The sequence below is a fragment of the Streptomyces sp. NPDC086519 genome (assembly GCF_040686075.1).
In the GTDB taxonomy this organism is placed as follows: domain Bacteria; phylum Actinomycetota; class Actinomycetes; order Streptomycetales; family Streptomycetaceae; genus Streptomyces; species Streptomyces shenzhenensis.
In genome coordinates this window covers 345,825-363,303 of the sequence record NZ_JBFBJL010000002.1, presented here as the reverse complement: position 1 = coordinate 363,303, position 17,479 = coordinate 345,825, and the positions used below count along the sequence as shown (strand labels likewise).

Here is a 17,479-nt window from a genome sequence, read left to right as displayed (position 1 = left end):
TGTCCGCGCGGCACCCGGCGGGCCGACCGTGACACTTTACGTTGCGCGAATTTCCCGCCCGTGCGGGGCGCTCAGGAGTCAAAGACGCGGAGAGCGCGCGCCGGGTTGCCCGCGTCCCGCCCCGTTCCCGGCGCCTTCCCAGCCTGGGCGATGATGGAGGTGTCCCGCTTCCGAATTTCTCCCGAAAGGTTCTCCTTCCATGGCACCGCGCATCCTGCTGGCCCGGCACGGACAGACGCAGTGGTCGCTGTCCGGCAAGCACACCGGCAGGACCGACGTACCGCTTCTGGAGGAGGGCCGGCGGGGGGCCAAGCTGCTCGGCGAGCGCCTGCACCGGCCGCCGTTCGACGGCCTCGCCGACGCGGAGATACGCACCAGCCCGCTGGCACGCGCGCGTGAGACATGCGAACTCGCCGGCTTCGGCGACCGCGCCGCCCGCTGGGACACGCTGATGGAGTGGGACTACGGGGCGTACGAGGGCCTGACCCCGGAGGAGATCCAGGCGTCCCGGCCGGGGTGGCTGATCTGGCGGGACGGGGTGCCCGGGGGCGAGTCCCTGGCGGAGGTGACCGCGCGGGCCGACCAGGTCGTCGCCTGGGCGCGCTCCGCCGAGCGCGATGTGCTGATATTCGCCCACGGGCACATACTGCGGTCGATCGGCGCGCGGTGGCTGGGCCTGCCGCTGGAATTCGCGGCCCGGATCCGGCTGAACCCCACGTCGCTGTCGGTGCTGGGGTGGGCGTACGGGGAGCCCGCGATCGAGAGCTGGAACGACTTGGGGCACCTGGCTGGGTGACAGTGGGGTGGGGACGCTTACCGGCGCCGGCAGGGTGCCTCCCCCAGCCTTCGGCCGGGGGGACCCCCAGCGCCCACCCGTGCCGCCCTGCGGCACGGACTGCCCGCAGCTGGGAAGCTGACGCGACTCTACCGCCCCGTCAGGGGCGCGGGGCCGAGTCGATGTGCGGCTCCGCCGCGTGGGCGCGACCAGCCCCCAGGCACCCGCAGCCGTACGACCACCGGCGCCACCCCTGTCGGCCCTACACGCCCCTCGGCGTGGACGCGTGCCGGTCCAGGAACTCCTGGACCCCGCTCGCGCGGCGGTGCGGCAGCAGTACCCGGGCCGTGCCCGCCAGCATTCCCTGGATCCGGGACGACTGGACCTGGTCCAGCAGGTCCAGGACCCGCATGCCCGCCGTCGCCGCCTCGTCGGGCCGGCCCCCGCGTGCGAGGTCGTCGGCGAGTTCCGCGGTGTACAGCGCGATGTTGCGCGTGAAGTGCGGATCCTGCAGGTCTGCGGCCCGGCGCGCGTGCCGGGCGGCCCGTCGCCAGTCGCCCAGCGTGGACCAGCACTGCGCCTCCAGGCCCTCCAGCTCGGCCTCTCCGTAGAAGCTCATCCACTCGGGGTCGGCGTCCGAGTGGCCCCGCTCGAAGAGGGCCTGGGCGCGGGCCAGCGCCTGTTCCGTGCCGGTGCGGTCGGCGAGCCCCGCCCAGCCGCCCGCCTCGCGCAGGGCGAGGAGGGACATCAGGCGGGCCGAGCCGACGGTCCGGCCGACCCGCTGCGCGGCCTGTGCCGCGCGTACCGCCTCCCGGGGGCGCCCGGCGTCGCGCGCGAGGAACGCCGTGTTGCAGAAGGCGTGCGCCTCCAGCCCCGGATCCCCGGTCATCCGCGCTGTCGCCAGCGCCTCCGCGTAGTGCGAGCGGGCGTCGTCGAGGCGGCCGGAGTCATGGGCCAGCCAGCCCACCGAGATGGCCAGTTCACCGGCGCCCGAGTGCAACCGCTCGGCGGTCGTCTGCCGGGTCGCGCCCGCGTCGAGCAGCGCGTACGCCGCGCGCAGCGGAGCCGCCGCGCGCCGGTACAGCCCGTCCGCGCCGTGCCGGTCGTCCAGCAGCCGGATCCGGCGCACGGCCTCCTCCAGGGCGGCCGCGTGCGAGGACCCGGCGCGGCGCACCGGCCGGTCCGCCGCCACGGCGTCGATGGTGAACCCCAGGGGGCCCAGCGTGGCGGCGGCCACCGTGGCGCCCCCGCCGGTCATGAATAGGCGACGCAGCACGTCGCTCTCCTCGTAGTCGTCGTGCGTCTCGTACGGGTCCTGCGGGTTCCGCGTCTCGTGCGGTTCATTCGAGTGGTGCGCGTCCTTTGGGTCATACGGCTCGATGGCCTCCTGCGTCTCACCGGTGGCGAGGGCCGGGGCCATGTCCTCGGGCGGCCGCGCCGCGCGTCCGCGGACGGACGAGCGGGGCGCGAAGCCGAGGTCGGCGAGCGTGCGACCGGGGAACATGTGCAGGAACACCCGTTCGTACGCGTAGTTCGGGCAGCGGATCTCACCCGCCTCGACCCGGCCGATGTAGCGCGCGTCACAGCTCACCCGCTCGCCGATCTCGCGGGCGGCACGCCGTACCAGCGCGGCGAACTCGGCCGGTGAGTGCCGGCCGCGTACCTGCCGGAAGGCGAGGTTCGGCCGTACCGGTCGATCTGGCTGCGGCGAGTTCGTGGTTGGCGACGCCATGGCCGGGTCCTCTCGTGCGAACCGTCGAACCATGCCGGACTCGTGGTGAGTTGTCCGAGTGGATCCTTGATTCCGGCGGGCAAGAAGGTACCTGCTGTGTCGGACCCGTGACGCAGGGTTTAGCTACAAACCGGATATCTCATCCACGATCTGCCATGAACTGCCATCCTTTGCGGCTGACTTCCGCCGTAGCCGTTGACGCTCTGGCGCGTTGGACGTCGTGGACGGCAAGAAGCTGCGTGGTGGAGGCCGGTATGGAGACCAGCCAGAGCAACGATCCGGACGATGCCGGGTGCGACCTTGTGACAGTGCCGGCCCGGCAGGGCCTGGAGGCGGTCGACATCCTGCGCCGGGGAACCGGGGACGCGGTGGGGCCCGTACTCCACGACGACGGCGGCGGCACCCTCGGCTTCGTGGTGCCGGCCGGTACGGCGGCGGGCTGGGACGTTCCCGGCAGCACCTGCACCGAGACCGACGGGTGCGGGCTGCCGCTCAGCCCCGAGCCCCCCGTCGAGGGCTCCGACTGGCTGCTGCCGCCCGGCGAGGCCGACCTGGCGACCGACCCGGCGGTGCTGCGCCGGGCGCTCGGGGAGGCGGCCCGGATGATCGCGGCCGCGGACAGCTGCTGCTGAATTCCCCGGACGGCCGCCGCCTGGGAAGATGGCGGAATGGGCAAGTCCAGTAACTCCCGGCGCCGGTCGGCTGCCGCCGCCGGCGCCGTGGTCGAGACCGTCGACGGCGGCCTCGCCCAGCTCGTCCCCGACCCCGACCGCGGCCGGGCCTGGACGCTGCTCATCGACGGCGCCCCGCAGTCCCACGTCGACCTCGACGACCCCGGGTACCTCTCCTTCGAGTACCAGCGCCGGCTCGGCCACGTGATCGACCTCGTCGCACCGCCGGGCAGGCCCGTGCAGGTCGTGCATCTCGGGGGCGGGGCGTTCACCCTGGCACGGTACGTCGCGGCGACCCGGCCCCGGTCCACCCAGCAGGTCGTGGAACGGGACGCGGCCCTCGTCCAACTGGTACGCCGGGAGCTGCCGTTGGATCCCGGCGCGCGGATACGGGTCCGGTCCGTGGACGCCCGGGAGGGGCTGGGCAAGGTCCCGGAGGGATGGGCGGACCTGGTCATAGCGGATGTGTTCAGCGGGGCACGCACTCCGGCGCACTTGACGTCCACGGAGTTCCTGGACGCCGTGCGGAGGGTGTTGCGGCCGGGGGGTGTCTACGCGGCAAACCTCGCGGACGGGCCGCCGCTCGCCCACCTGAAGGGGCAGATCGCCACCGCGGGGGCGCGGTTCACGGAGCTCGCGGTGGTGGCCGATCCCGCGGTCTGGCGGGGGAAGCGGTTCGGCAACGCGGTGCTGGTGGCGGCCGACGTCCAGCTGCCGGTCGGCGAGCTGACCCGGCGCTGCGCGTCCGACCCGCACTCCGGGCGGGTCGAACACGGGCGGTCCTTGAGGGACTTCACCGGCGGGGCGGTGGCCGTGACGGACGCAGTGGCCGTGGCTTCGCCTTCTCCGCCGCCTTCGGTGTTCCGGTAACGGTGCGGGTGAGTGGGGGCCGGCCGCGCCCACGCGGCGGAGCCGCACATCGATACAGCCCCGCGCCCCTGGCGGGGCGCTGCCCAGCCGTGTCCTACAAGCCGCGGGCAGCACCCGGCAAGCGCCGGTGAGCGTCCCCGCCCCCGGCCCCAGCCGGCCAAGCGCTCTCAGTACGTCTCCACCTGCACCTGCGGCGGGCTGTCGTGCCAGGTGCAGAACACCGACACCCGGTCCGTGCTCCTGCTGAACTCGATGCGGATCCACGTCTGCGTCTTCCAGACCTGCATCGACCAGCCCGTGCCCGGTGTCGCCGACACCAGGGTCGCGCTGGTCTCGCCCAGGTCGAACACCGCCCGGCCGCCGTCGGTGTCGTAGGCCTTGACCTGGCCCGAAGCGGTCGCGGTGGCCGACGGGCTCGGGGTGGGGGCCGGGGGGTGCGCGAGCGTGGGGGCGGGGGTCGCCGACGGGCGTCGGGTGGCGGTGCGAAAGGGGCTCGGCGTGCGGGGCGTGGGCGACGGCAGCGCCTTGGCGCCCTGCGTCGTCGGGTCGTCGTCCGCCGCCGTGACGGGCAGGGCGCGGGGCGGGTCGTAGGCCGTGGCCGCCACCACCGTGTGGACGCCCCACCACGACAGCGTGACCGCCGCGCCCGTGGCGAGCAGCCAGGCCATCACGTGTACGAGTCCTCTGCGCATCGCGGGCCATACTGCCTCAGGGGTACCGCCGTGCGCACTCGACCCGAGTTATCCACAGGCCCCGACCGGCGCCTGCCGCATGGCGTACGGTGCGGCGCATGGCAAGTGTGCTCGTGGTCGAGGACGACCAGTTCGTACGCTCGGCGCTCATCCGGCAGCTCACCGACGCCTCGCACACCGTGCGCAGCGTCGGTACGGCACTGGAGGCGCTGCGCGAGGTCGCCCACTTCCGTTTCGACGTGGTCGTGCTGGACCTCGGACTGCCGGACCTGGACGGCTCGGAGGCGCTGAAGATGCTGCGCGGCATCACCGACGTGCCGGTCATCATCGCCACCGCCCGGGACGACGAGGCGGAGATCGTCCGGCTGCTCAACGCCGGCGCGGACGACTATCTGACCAAGCCGTTCTCCGCCGAGCACCTGTCGGCGCGGATGGCCGCCGTGCTGCGCCGAGCGCGTTCGGGCGGGCGTGAGGCGGCGCCGTCGAGTGTGCTGCGGGTCGGCGGGCTGGCCGTCGATCCGCTGCGCCGGCAGGCCGAGTTGGACGGGGTCCGGCTCGACCTCACCCGGCGGGAGTTCGACCTGCTGGCCTTCCTCGCCGGGCGGCCGGGGGTCGTCGTGCCGCGCAAGGAGCTGCTGGCGGAGGTGTGGCAGCAGTCGTACGGGGACGACCAGACCATCGACGTCCATCTGTCGTGGCTGCGCCGGAAGCTGGGGGAGACGGCGGCCCGGCCGCGGTATCTGCACACACTGCGGGGGGTCGGCGTGAAGCTGGAGCCGCCCGGCGGGGAAGCGAGGCCGGTCGGATGAGATGGGCGCTGGTCAAGGTCTGCCTGGCGGTCACCGCGATGGTCGTGGTCGCCTTCGCCGTTCCGCTCGGCCTGGTCGTCAGGGAGCTGGCCCGCGACCGCGCGTTCTCCAACGCCGAGCGGGAGGCCGCCGCCGTCGCCCCGGCCCTGTCCATCACCACCGACCAGGACAAGCTGGAGCGGGTGGTGGCCTCGGCCGGCGCCGACCGGGGCATGGCCGTGCACATACCGGCGGCCGGCGGCCAGGCCGCCGTCGACATCGGCCGGCGGCGCGCCGCCGATCAGGACATCGCGGCGGTACGGAAGCTGGGGCGGGCCTCCACGACCGGGGTCGACGGCGGGTCGACCCTGCTGCAACCGGTCGCGCTCAGCTCCGGTGCCATCGCGGTCGTCGAGGTCTACGTGCCCGAGTCCGAGGTGACCAACGGGGTCGGCACGGCCTGGGCGGTGCTCGCCGCCGTCGGCCTGGCGCTGATCGTCGGCTCGGTCGCGGTCGCCGACCGGCTGGGCGTACGGATGGTGCAGCCCGCCCAGCGGCTGGCCGAGGGCGCGCACGAACTGGGGGAGGGCAAGCTGGGGGCACGGGTGCCCGAGGAGGGGCCGGACGAACTGCGGCTCGCGGCGGTCGCGTTCAACTCGATGGCCGATCAGGTCGTACAACTGCTCGCCAACGAGAGGGAGCTGGCCGCTGATCTGTCGCACCGGTTGCGTACTCCGCTCACCGTGCTGCGGCTGAACGCCGCCTCACTCGGGGACGGGACCGCCGCCGAGCAGACCCGGGCCGCCGTCGCGCAGTTGGAGCGCGAGGTCGACACCATCATCCGGACCGCGCGGGAGGCCAAGCCGCAGACGGCGGCCGCGGGGCCGGGCGCCGGGTGTGACGCGGCCGAGGTGGTGCGGGAGCGGATGGGGTTCTGGTCGGCGCTCGCGGAGGACGAGGGCCGCAAGTGGCGGCTGGCCGGCGTGGACCGGCCGGTGCGCATCCCCGTGGCCCGCGCCGACCTGGCCGCCGCGCTCGACGCGCTGCTCGGCAACGTCTTCCGGCACACCGCCGAGGGCACCGCCTTCGCGGTCGACGTGCACAACGCGGAGGACGCGGTGATCGTGCTGGTCTCGGACGCGGGGCAGGGCATCCGGGATCCGGAGGCGGCGATGGCCCGCGGGCGGGGTTCCGGGGCGGCCGGGTCGACCGGGCTCGGGCTGGACATCGTTCGCCGGCTCGCCGAGTCGACCGGCGGGGACGTGCGGATCGGGTCGTCGGTGCTGGGCGGCACCGAGGTGCGGATCTGGATCCAGCTGGACGGCGGGAAGCCGGAGCGCAAGGGGCACCGGGGGCCGGTGCGCCGACGCCGTTCGCGCAGGCAGCCCGGGGATACGGCGAGAAGGGGCAGCGGGAGAATTGGTCTCGACCTTTAACCGTTTCCGATGCCTTCCTTAAGCGCGTCCTAAGATCCTCAACCGCCGTCCCTATCAGGCTGTTTGTCCGATTGCCGGTCGCTAGCGTGCTGCCGCACCCCACCCCCTCCGGCAGGCGAAGGCAGGCACGGCATGAGTACGCACCGGCGCAGAATCAGCGGCAGGAACAAGGTCATAGGCGGTCTGGTCGCCGCGGCCGTGGTCGGTGGCGGGGCGGTCCTGTTCAGCGGCATCGCGCAGGCGGCCGGGGTCGACGCCGCGTACACGAAGACCAGCGACTGGTCGACCGGGTACACCGCGCAGTACGTCGTCACGAACAACAGCGGTGCCAGGGAGCAGGGCTGGACCCTGGAGTTCGACCTGCCGGCCGGTGCCAAGCTCAGCTCGCTGTGGAACGCCGAGTACACCGTGAGCGGCCGGCACGTCACCGTGAAGCCGCCGAAGTGGGACACGGACGGCCTCGCGGCAGGCGAGTCGGACACCGTCGGCTTCGTGGTCAACGGCAGCGGGGACCCGACCGGCTGCCGAATCGACAACGCGAGCTGTTCGGCGGACGGCACGGCGACCCCGGAGCCGAGCGGCCGCCCGACGCAGTCCGCGACCCCGACGCAGTCCGCGACCCCGACCCCGACGGCCACGGCCTCCACCCCCGCCACCCCCACCCCGACGGCCACCCCCACCGCCTCCCCGACCCAGAGCACCGGATCCGGCACCACCGCCTCCGCCGGCTTCGCCCCGTACGTCGACACCTCCCTCTACCCGGCGTTCGACCTCCTCGCCGCCGCGAACGCGACCGGCGTGAAGAACTTCAACCTCGCCTTCGTCACGGACGGCGGCGGCTGCACCCCCAAGTGGGGCGGGGTGACGGACCTGGCGAGCGATGGCGTGGCGTCCCAGATCGGCGCCCTGCGCGCCAAGGGCGGTGACGTCCGGGTCTCCTTCGGCGGCGCCTCCGGCTCCGAACTCGCCACCACCTGTTCCTCGGCGGACGCGCTGGCGACGGCGTACGGCAAGGTCGTGGACGCCTACGACCTGACCAAGGTCGACTTCGACGTGGAAGGCGGCGCGCTGCCCAACACCACGGCGAACACCAACCGCGCCAAGGCCATCGCCGTGCTCCAGGCGAGCCACCCCGGCCTGGACGTCTCCTTCACCCTCCCGGTGATGCCGGAGGGCCTCACCCAGGACGGCGTGAACCTGCTTTCCAACGCCAAGGCCAACGGTGTGAAGATCAGTACCGTCAACATCATGGCCATGGACTACGGCGCCTCGTACAACGGCGACATGGGCACCTACGCGACCCAGGCCGCCACCGCCACCCAGGCCCAGATCAAGAGCGTCCTCGGCCTCTCCGACTCCGCCGCCTGGAAGTCGGTCGCCGTCACCCCGATGATCGGCGTGAACGACGTCTCCTCGGAGGTCTTCAAGGTGGACGACGCCACCCAGCTCGCCGACTTCGCCAAGGCCAAGGGCCTCGGCGGGCTCTCGATGTGGTCGGCCACCCGCGACCAGCAGTGCGCCGGCGGCGCCAAGTCCACCGCCGACGCCACCTGCAGCTCGATCGTCCAGGACAAGTACGCCTTCTCGAAGGCCTTCGCCGCGATCGGCTGAGCGGTCCCGGTGAGACGGGCGCGGCACACCTGCGGGTGCCGCGCCCCGTGGCCTTCTGTCAGGCCGGCGGCAGGGTGCCCGTGCGGGCCGCCTCCGCGTACCAGCGGGCGCTCGACTTCGGGGTCCGGGCGAGCGTCGCGTAGTCGACGTACACCGCGCCGAAGCGCTTCCCGTACCCGTACGCCCACTCGAAGTTGTCCATCAGGGACCACAGGTAGTAGCCGCGCACATCCGCCCCGTCGCTGATCGCCCGGCGCACCGCCGAGAGGTGGCCGCGCAGGTACGCGATGCGCTCGGGGTCGTGGACGTTGCCGTCCGGGTCGGGCTTGTCGTCGTAGGCCGCGCCGTTCTCGGTGATGTAGAGGGGCAGGCCCGGCGCCTCCCGGCTGTAGCGCATGATCAGCTCGTGCAGGCCCGTCGGGTCGATCGTCCAGCCCATCTCCGTGCGCTCGCCCGGCGTCTGGTGGAAGGTGACGTCCTCGGAGCCCGGCCACGGGGAGTGGTCGCTGGCGCCGTGGCCGTCCGCGCGCGGCCCGGCGGTCGTCCGGGCCGTCGCCGACACCAGCGCGGGCGTGTAGTAGTTCAGGCCGAGGGCGTCCAGCGGCTGGTGGACGGCGGCGAGGTCGCCGTCCCGGACGTACGACCAGTCCGTCACCGACGCCGTCGCCTCGAACAGCGAGCGCGGATAGGAGCCGTGCAGGATCGGGCCGTGGAAGACCCCGTTGGCCAGGTCGTCGATCCTGCGGACCGCCGCCAGGTCGGCCGGGTCCTGCGACAGCGGCCGTACCACCGCGGAGTTGAGGCTGATCGCGACCTGGTTGCGGGCCGGCATCACCGCTCGCAGCGCCGAGGCGCCGAGGCCGTGCGCGAGGTTGAGGTGGTGCGCGGCGCGCAGGGTGGCCGCCGGATCGGTACGGCCGGGCGCGTGCACCCCGGAGCCGTACCCCAGAAAGGCGCTGCACCACGGCTCGTTGAGCGTGGTCCACTGCTCCACCCGGTCGCCGAGCGCCTCGCCGACGATCTGCGCGTACTCGGCGAACCGGTACGCGGTGTCCCGCTCCGGCCAGCCGCCCGCGTCCTCCAGTTCCTGCGGCAGGTCCCAGTGGTAGAGGGTGAGGACGGGCTTGATGCCCTTGGCCAGCAGCTCGTCGACCAGTCGGCGGTAGAAGTCCAGGCCCACCTGGACGGCCGGGCCGCGGCCGGTCGGCTGGACGCGCGGCCAGGAGACGGAGAACCGGTAGGCGCTCAGCGAGAGGTCCGCCATCAGCGCCACGTCGTCGCGGTAGCGGTGGTAGTGGTCGACGGCGATGTCCCCGGTGTCGCCGCCGGCGGTCTTGCCCGGTGTGTGGCTGAAGGTGTCCCAGATCGAGGGGGTGCGGCCGTCCTCCCGCACCGCCCCCTCGATCTGGTACGCGGAGGTCGCGGCGCCCCAGAGGAAGGCGGGAGGAAAACTCTCGGTCAGCGGATCGGGCATGGAAGCGCTCCCATGGTGTCGGCTGGCGCCATTATGCATGGGAGCGCTCCCATGGCAAAGAGGGGCAGCCGGCTCCCGTGGTCGCACCAGGGGTGCCGGGCCTCCAGTTCACCGAAGGCGCTCCGAAAAGCCCATCGTTCACCTCTCGGCGCCCGGTCCGAGCGTGCCGCGCCCGGGTCCCGGAAACCCCGAGCGTGCGGCGATGTGCCGCGCCCCCCTTGGGGTGTCGGCGGTCGTCGCGCCTGTGACCTGCGTGATTCCTGGATGAGGCAGGCTGATGTCGCGCCGGTGAAACGCCCCGGTGCGACACGTTCCCGTGACGTCCGGAACACGCTTAGGCAACAACGCCGTTTTCAAGTCTTGACAGTCGGCCCGACAGGAACCAGTCTTCCGGCATGCCGCGTGGGAGCGGTCCCACGGGAAGCCGGGGAATCTCTCCCGTGCGGAGCGAACCACCCCATGGCCTATCCCTCTGTCGTCACCGAACCCCGTTGACCAGCACCTTTTCACCGCACGTACAGTGCTGTGGGCTGGCCGCTGCTCGCACCGAGAGGGCAGGTCCGGATCGCCGGTCCCCGGCGGTCTGATTCCTGAGATCCCGTTCCCCACTGGAACAAGGAGTAGTGGAATGCGCATCACCCGTACCGGTCGTCGCGGCCACAGAGCGGCGGCCCTGACCACAACGGTCCTGACCGCCTCGGCACTGCTGCTGACCGGCTGCAGCAGCAACAGCGACTCGGACGCCTCGGACTCCAACGGGAACATCACTCTCACGGTGGCGGACTTCGGGCAGTTCGGCTACAAGGAAGCCGACCTGTTCGCGAAGTACCACAAGCTGCACCCGAAGATCACGGTGAAGGAAGAGACCACCGCCAACGAGCAGGACTACTACCCCAAGCTCCTTCAGCAGCTGAACACGGGCAGTGGCCTGGCGGACGTCACCGGCATCGAGGTGGGCCGTATCAAGGAGGTCGTCGACACCCAGGCGGCCAAGTTCACCGACCTGAGCAAGACGATCAACGTGAGCGACTGGGTCTCCTGGAAGGAGAAGCAGGCCACCGCCTCGGACGGCACGGTCATCGGCGCCGGCACCGACATCGGCCCGATGTCCCTGTGCTACCGCCGGGACCTCTTCCAGCAGGCGGGTCTGCCCACCGACCGCGACGCCGTCGCCAAGGCCGTCGCCGGCGGCTGGGAGGACTACCTCAAGCTCGGCGAGCAGTACAAGAAGAAGGCTCCGTCCGGCACCTACTTCATGGACTCCGCGAGCGCCATGTACAACGCGGTCGTCAGCTCCTCCGCGAAGCAGTACTACGACGCCGACGGCAAGCCGATCTACAAGGACAGCCCCTCCGTGCAGCAGGGCTGGAACCTGGCCGCCGAGGCCGCGTCGAAGAAGCTGACCCACGGTCTGGCGCAGTTCACCGACGCCTGGACGGCGGCGCTGCGCAAGGGCAGCGTGGCGACCGTGGCCTGCCCCGCCTGGATGGCCGGGCAGATCTCCACCAACTCCGGTGACGCCTTCAAGGGCAAGTGGGACATAGCCAAGGCCCCCGGCTCGACCGCGGCCAACTGGGGTGGCTCCTTCCTGGCCGTGCCCAAGAGCGGCAAGCACGCCAAGGAGGCCGCCGAGCTCGTCAAGTGGCTGACCGCTCCGGAGCAGCAGGCCGAGGTGTTCAAGGCGATCGGCGTCTTCCCGTCCAACAAGGGCGCCTACGACCTGGACAGCGTGAAGAACGCGACGCTCCCGTACTTCAACAACGCGCCGATCGGCCAGATCTACGCCTCCGAGGCCCAGTCCATCCCCGAGGCGGTGCTCGGCCCGAAGGACGCGACGATCAAGGACACCATCTCCACGCAGATCAACAACATGGAGCAGCGGGGCACCAAGCCCGCCGACGCGTGGAAGGCCGCGACCGAGGCGATCGACAAGGTGATCGGCTGATGACCCGCGCGGTGCGGGTGGCTCCGCCGGCCGCCCGCACCGCGCGCTGCGGTGCGTGGGCCGTCCGCGTTCCGCACCGGGACCGGTCGGCACCGGCCGTCCCGCCGCGCGGCGTCCGGCACCGGTGCCTGCCGTACGGCGGCCGGTAGCCCGGCGTACGAGGTTCCGGTGCCCGGCGCGTGGGTAGGACGCGCCGGGCACCGGCCACGCCGTGTCTCCCGGGCCGGTGACCGGCCCGGGAGACACGGACACCGGCAGGCCACGGACTCGGAGAAGCGGTTCCTCACCGAGTCCGGGCCCGCAGTACGAACCCGGCGTCGGGCTCGTAGTTCGAGTCCGACGCAGAGTCCGCAGTTCGAGTCCGGCGTCGGGCCCGTAGTTCGAGTCCGACGCGGAGTCCGCAGTACGAGTCCGCAGTTCGAGTCCGGCGTCGGGCCCGTAGTACGAGTCCGGCTCCGGCCCCGCAGTTCGAGTCCGGCGTCGAGCCCGCAGTACGAGTCCGACTCCGAGCCGCAGCCTGGGCTCGGGCCCGCGGCCTGGGCCCGAGCCCCCAGCCCTGAGTCCGGGCCCCAGCCCGGAACCCGGGCCCGCAGTCCGCCGGCCGGCCGCCCGGTTCCGTTCCGGCGGGAGACCCCGACATCCCCGCCCCGTATCCGGCCGAACCCCCAGGAAGGAAATCCCCCGTGGCAACGACGACACCCACACGGGGTGCCCCCACCCCGCCCGCCGGCGGCTCCGGTGCCGCACCGAACGGACGCGGCACCTGGCGCAGCCGGCTGTGGCGCTTCGACGACCTCGCGTCCCCGTACGCGTACATCGCTCCGTTCTTCCTCATCTTCGGTGCCTTCGGGCTCTACCCGCTCCTCTACACGGGCTGGATCGCCCTGCACCGGGTGGAGATGACGAGCCTCAGCACGTCTGAGTGGGTCGGCTTCGACAACTTCACCAAGATCCTCCAGGACTCGGAGTTCTGGACGGCCGTCACGAACACCTTCCTGATCGGCGTCATCTCGACCGTCCCGCAGCTGCTCGTGGCGCTGGGCCTCGCCCACCTGCTCAACTACAAGCTGCGCGCCAGCACGTTCTGGCGGACGGTCGTCCTCACCCCGTACGCCACCTCGGTGGCGACCGCGGCCCTGGTCTTCGCCCTGGTGTTCCGGGCCGACGGCGGCATCCTCAACTGGGTGCTGCACTTCGTCGGCATCGGCAACACCGACTGGGGCAACGGCGAATGGACCTCCAAGATCGCCATCTCGGTCATCGTGATCTGGCGCTGGACCGGCTACAACGCGCTGATCTACCTGGCGGCCATGCAGGCCGTGCCCACCGACCTGTACGAGGCCGCCGCGATCGACGGGGCGACGCGCTGGCAGCAGTTCCGCAAGGTGACCATCCCCTCGCTGCGGCCGACGATCCTGTTCACCATCGTCATCTCGACCATCGGCTCCATGCAGCTGTTCGGTGAGCCGCTGCTGCTCCAGGGCGGCACGCTCGGCTCCACCGGCGGCAACGAGCACCAGTACGAAACCCTCAGCATCTACCTCTACAACTACGGCTGGAAGCTGGGGCATCTCGGTCCGGCCGCGGCGGTGGCCTGGGCCATGCTCGCCCTGCTGCTGCTCATCGCCCTGATCAACTGGATCGTCGGCCGGCTCGTGCGCAAGAGCGCGGCCTGACGGGAGCGATATCGATGACCACGACCAGCCCCACCAACACCGCACCGGGCCTCGACCCGGTGCCGCCGGCCGCCTCCCCGGCCCGGAACCGCGTCCGTCTCAAGCTCGGCGCCGGGCAGCAGCTCAAGGGCGGCCCCCTCACCTACCTCGCCCTGGTCGTCGTCGGCCTGGGCTCGATCTTCCCGCTGTACTGGACGCTGGTGGCCGCCTCGCACGACCAGCAGCGCGTCCTCGACAGCCCGCCGCCGCTGCTGCCGGGCGGCAGGCTGTGGAGCAACCTCCAGACCGCCTGGGAACAGGCCCACCTCGGCAAGGCCATCGTCAACAGCGTCATCGTGGCGGGCTGCATCACCGCGGCCACCCTGTTCTTCTGCACGCTGGCCGGCTACGCCTTCGCCAAGATGCGCTTCCGCGGCCGGGGCGCCCTGATGACCGCCGTCATCGCCACCCTGACGATCCCGCCGCAGCTCAGCGTGGTCCCGCTGTTCATGATGATGGCGGACATCGGCTGGGGCGGAAAACTGGAGTCGGTGATCTTCCCGACCCTGGTCGGCGCCTTCGGTGTCTTCTTCATGCGCCAGTACCTGCTGGAGGCCCTGCCCTACGAACTCATCGAGGCGGCCAAGGTGGACGGGGCGTCCAACATCCGCATCGTGTGGAACGTGGTGCTGCCCGCGGCCCGGCCCGCGATGATGGTGCTCGGCATGCTCACCTTCGTCCAGGCGTGGAACGACTTCTTCTGGCCCTTCCTCGCCCTGAGCCAGGACAACCCCACCCTCCAGGTCGCCCTCGGGCAGCTCAGCGCCTCCTACACCCCCGACCAGAGCATCGTCATGGCCGGCGCGCTGATCAGCACCCTGCCGCTGCTGCTCGTCTTCGTGGTCTTCGGCAAGCAGATCGTCGGAGGCATCATGGCGGGCGCCGTCAAGGGCTGACGCCGGGCGGGCCGCCCCACCCGTCTCCGGCGGCCCGTCCCACCGCGTTCCGGCGGTCCGCGCAACCCGCCGTCCCGTACGGGTCCGCCCAGGCGGGGGCCCGTACCCGGCCGGGCGCCCGCGTGCGACCCGGCCGCCCCTCGCCGCAGCAGGACCGTGTCCGATTCCCTTTCCCCCTTTCCCCCTTTCCCCCTATCCCCCTATCCCCCCTTTCCCCCTTCCCTTTCCCCACGCCACTTCGGGAGCGTTCTCACGATGACCGCCGTACGAACCGAGACCACTGCCCAGTCGGCCTCAGACGCCTCCTTCCCGCCCGGCTTCGTCTGGGGTGCCGCCACCGCCGCGTACCAGGTGGAGGGCGCCGCCGCCGAGGACGGTCGTACGCCGTCCATCTGGGACACCTTCAGCCACACCCCCGGGAAGGTCCGCAACGGCGACACCGGTGACATCGCCGCCGACCACTACCACCGGTACAAGGACGACGTGGCGCTGATGAAGGACCTCGGCCTCAAGGCCTACCGGTTCTCCGTCTCCTGGTCCCGGGTGCAGCCCACCGGCCGGGGGCCCGCCGTCGAGCGCGGCCTGGACTTCTACCGGCGCCTTACCGACGAACTCCTCGAAGCGGGCATCACCCCGGTCGCCACCCTCTACCACTGGGATCTGCCCCAGGAGCTGGAGGACGCGGGCGGCTGGCCGCAGCGGGACACCGCGCACCGCTTCGCCGACTACGCCGAGATCATGGCCCGGGCGCTGGGGGACCGCGTCGGTGTGTGGACCACCCTCAACGAGCCCTGGTGCAGCGCCTTCCTGGGCTACGGCTCCGGCGTGCACGCCCCGGGGCGCACCGACCCGGCCGCCACCCTGCGCGCGGCGCACCACCTGAACCTGGCCCACGGGCTCGGGATCGGGGCGCTGCGGGAGAACCTGCCGTCGACCGCGCAGACCTCCATCACCCTCAACCTGCACCAGGTGCGCCCGCTCAGCGACAGCGCCGCGGACGCCGAGGCCGCCCGCCGTATCGACGCGGTCGGCAACCGGGTCTTCACCAGCCCGATCCTGGACGGCGCCTACCCCGAGGACCTGCTCGCCGACACCGGGCACCTCGTGGACTGGGCGGAGCTGGTGCACGACGGCGACCTGGCCGAGATCTCCCGTCCCATCGACCTGCTCGGCGTCAACTACTACTCGCCGACCGTGGTCTCCGCGGCCGCCGAGGGCGGCGCCAGTACCCGCGACGACGGCCACGGCGCCAGCGCCCACTCGCCGTGGACGGGCGCCGACGACGTCGCCTTCCACCTGGCCAACGACCAGCTCACCGCGATGAACTGGGCCATCGACGCGAGCGGACTGCACACCCTGCTGACCGGCCTGGCGGCCTCGCACCCGGCGCTGCCGCTGATGGTCACCGAGAACGGCGCCGCCTTCGACGACTACATCTCGCCCGAGGGCCGGGTGAACGACCCGCAGCGGATCGCCTACCTCCACTCCCACCTGGAGGCCGTCCGGCAGGCCGTCGCCGACGGAGCGGACGTGCGCGGCTACTTCCTGTGGTCGCTGCTGGACAACTTCGAGTGGTCCTACGGCTACTCCAAGCGCTTCGGCGCCGTCTACGTCGACTACGGCACCCAGCGCCGCATCCCCAAGGCGAGCGCACACTGGTACGCGGAGGTGATCCGCCAGAACGCGCTGCCGAGCACCGGTGAGCAGGGCTGACCCGGTACGGCCCTGGGGGGCGACGGGGCCCGGAGCGGCCGGGTCACGGCTGTTACATTTCCTGGCCTGAGGGCTGCGAACGGAAGGCGGCGACTATGGCGGTCAAGGGTGAGCGGGGCCGGGGCGCTCGGCGGCCGACCCTGGAGGAGGTCGCCGCCCGGGCCGGCGTGGGCCGCGGCACGGTGTCGCGGGTGATCAACGGCTCGCCGCGGGTCAGCGACGCGACCCGCGCGGCCGTGGAGGCGGCCGTCAACGAACTCGGCTACGTCCCCAACACCGCCGCCCGCGCGCTGGCCGCCAACCGCACGGACGCGATCGCGCTGGTCGTTCCCGAGCCGGAGACCCGGTTCTTCGCGGAGCCGTACTTCTCCGACATGCTCAGCGGCGTCGGTGCCGAACTCTCCGACACCGAGATGCAGTTGCTGCTGATCTTCGCGGGCAGCGACCGCGAGCGGCGCAGGCTCGCCCAGTACCTGGCCGCGCACCGGGTGGACGGGGTGCTGCTGGTGTCCGTGCACGCCGACGACCCGCTGCCCGACCTGCTCGCCCAGCTGGAGATCCCGGCCGTGATCAGCGGCCCGCGTTCGGCGGAGGAGACGCTGACCTCGGTGGACTCCGACAACTACGGCGGGGCCCGGTCGGCCGTGGAGCACCTGCTGGCCCGCGGCCGCCGCACCATCGCCCACATCACCGGCCGGCTCGACGTGTACGGAGCCCAGCGCCGCGTCGACGGCTACCGCGACGCCCTGCTCGACGTCGGCCGTGAGCCGGACGAACTCCTGATCGAGCCGGGTGACTTCACCGAGGAGGGGGGCCGGCGGGCGATGGCCCGGCTGCTGGAGCGCGAGCCCGGCCTCGACGCCGTGTTCGCCGGCTCCGACGTGATGGCGGCGGGCGCCCGCCAGGTGCTGCGCGTGGCGGGCCGCCGTATCCCCGAGGACGTGGCGCTGGTCGGGTACGACGACTCGGCCATCGCCCGCCACATGGACCCGCCGCTCACCAGCGTGCGCCAGCCGATCGAGGAGATGGGCCGCGCGATGATCGACCTGCTGCTGGCCGAGATCGCCGACCGGCGTCCGGCCGCCGCCCGGGGACCGGAGCGCCGGCACGCGGTACTGCCGACGGCGCTGGTGACCCGGGCGTCCTCCTAGTTCCTCCAGG

General features: G+C 72.2%; 15 protein-coding genes. 12 read left to right on the top strand and 3 right to left on the bottom strand.

Annotated features, from left to right (window positions below):
• Window positions 1-199: 199 nt before the first annotated feature.
• Window positions 200-796 carry a histidine phosphatase family protein gene (locus tag AB0P24_RS03860; RefSeq protein ID WP_365790570.1) on the top strand — a complete coding sequence of 199 codons (597 nt, stop codon included), beginning with the start codon at window positions 200-202 and terminating at the stop codon, window positions 794-796.
• A 241-nt stretch (window positions 797-1,037) separates the two neighbouring features.
• On the opposite strand, the gene AB0P24_RS03855 is transcribed toward AB0P24_RS03860, so the two are convergent.
• Window positions 1,038-2,507 (bottom strand): hypothetical protein, encoded by a 1,470-nt coding sequence (locus tag AB0P24_RS03855; protein ID WP_365790569.1) that lies wholly within the window; start codon window positions 2,505-2,507, stop codon window positions 1,038-1,040.
• Window positions 2,508-2,761: 254 nt separating this feature from the next.
• On the opposite strand from AB0P24_RS03855, the gene AB0P24_RS03850 reads away from it, so the two are divergent.
• Together AB0P24_RS03850 and AB0P24_RS03845 are read left to right on the top strand one after the other, a co-directional pair.
• Window positions 2,762-3,139 (top strand): hypothetical protein, encoded by a 378-nt coding sequence (locus AB0P24_RS03850; RefSeq protein ID WP_365790568.1) that lies wholly within the window; start codon window positions 2,762-2,764, stop codon window positions 3,137-3,139.
• Between the two features lie 36 nt (window positions 3,140-3,175).
• Complete coding sequence (locus AB0P24_RS03845) at window positions 3,176-4,048, top strand: fused MFS/spermidine synthase (RefSeq protein ID WP_365790567.1); 873 nt, start codon at window positions 3,176-3,178, stop codon at window positions 4,046-4,048.
• Window positions 4,049-4,215: 167 nt separating this feature from the next.
• On the opposite strand, the gene AB0P24_RS03840 is transcribed toward AB0P24_RS03845, so the two are convergent.
• Complete coding sequence (locus AB0P24_RS03840; RefSeq protein WP_365790566.1) at window positions 4,216-4,740, bottom strand: hypothetical protein; 525 nt, start codon at window positions 4,738-4,740, stop codon at window positions 4,216-4,218.
• 98 nt (window positions 4,741-4,838) lie between these two features.
• Between AB0P24_RS03840 and AB0P24_RS03835 the strand changes: the two genes are divergently transcribed.
• The 3 genes from AB0P24_RS03835 (at window position 4,839) to AB0P24_RS03825 (ending at window position 8,575) form a co-directional block, all read left to right on the top strand.
• Window positions 4,839-5,549 carry a response regulator transcription factor gene (locus tag AB0P24_RS03835; RefSeq protein ID WP_365790565.1) on the top strand — a complete coding sequence of 237 codons (711 nt, stop codon included), beginning with the start codon at window positions 4,839-4,841 and terminating at the stop codon, window positions 5,547-5,549.
• Complete coding sequence (locus AB0P24_RS03830) at window positions 5,546-6,964, top strand: HAMP domain-containing sensor histidine kinase (protein WP_365790564.1); 1,419 nt, start codon at window positions 5,546-5,548, stop codon at window positions 6,962-6,964. Before AB0P24_RS03835 ends, AB0P24_RS03830 begins: the two co-directional genes overlap by 4 nt.
• A 132-nt stretch (window positions 6,965-7,096) precedes the next feature.
• Window positions 7,097-8,575, top strand: a complete 1,479-nt coding sequence (locus AB0P24_RS03825; protein ID WP_365790563.1) for a cellulose binding domain-containing protein — start codon at window positions 7,097-7,099, stop codon at window positions 8,573-8,575.
• Between the two features lie 58 nt (window positions 8,576-8,633).
• On the opposite strand, the gene AB0P24_RS03820 is transcribed toward AB0P24_RS03825, so the two are convergent.
• On the bottom strand, window positions 8,634-10,049 hold the full coding sequence (locus AB0P24_RS03820) for a GH1 family beta-glucosidase (RefSeq protein ID WP_365790562.1): 1,416 nt from the start codon (window positions 10,047-10,049) through the stop codon (window positions 8,634-8,636).
• 628 nt (window positions 10,050-10,677) lie between these two features.
• Between AB0P24_RS03820 and AB0P24_RS03815 the strand changes: the two genes are divergently transcribed.
• The 6 genes from AB0P24_RS03815 (at window position 10,678) to AB0P24_RS03790 (ending at window position 17,469) form a co-directional block, all read left to right on the top strand.
• A complete protein-coding gene (locus AB0P24_RS03815; RefSeq protein ID WP_365790561.1) occupies window positions 10,678-11,994 on the top strand; it encodes an extracellular solute-binding protein in 1,317 nt (438 codons plus the stop codon).
• Window positions 11,994-12,143 (top strand): hypothetical protein, encoded by a 150-nt coding sequence (locus AB0P24_RS03810; protein WP_365790560.1) that lies wholly within the window; start codon window positions 11,994-11,996, stop codon window positions 12,141-12,143. Before AB0P24_RS03815 ends, AB0P24_RS03810 begins: the two co-directional genes overlap by 1 nt.
• A 534-nt stretch (window positions 12,144-12,677) precedes the next feature.
• Entirely contained in the window at window positions 12,678-13,670 is a 993-nt protein-coding gene (locus AB0P24_RS03805; protein WP_365790559.1) for a sugar ABC transporter permease, read from the top strand.
• A gap of 14 nt (window positions 13,671-13,684) precedes the next feature.
• Complete coding sequence (locus AB0P24_RS03800; RefSeq protein WP_365790558.1) at window positions 13,685-14,605, top strand: carbohydrate ABC transporter permease; 921 nt, start codon at window positions 13,685-13,687, stop codon at window positions 14,603-14,605.
• 255 nt (window positions 14,606-14,860) lie between these two features.
• Window positions 14,861-16,318 (top strand): GH1 family beta-glucosidase, encoded by a 1,458-nt coding sequence (locus AB0P24_RS03795; RefSeq protein ID WP_365790557.1) that lies wholly within the window; start codon window positions 14,861-14,863, stop codon window positions 16,316-16,318.
• 95 nt (window positions 16,319-16,413) lie between these two features.
• Window positions 16,414-17,469 (top strand): LacI family DNA-binding transcriptional regulator, encoded by a 1,056-nt coding sequence (locus AB0P24_RS03790; RefSeq protein WP_365790556.1) that lies wholly within the window; start codon window positions 16,414-16,416, stop codon window positions 17,467-17,469.
• Window positions 17,470-17,479: the final 10 nt, after the last annotated feature.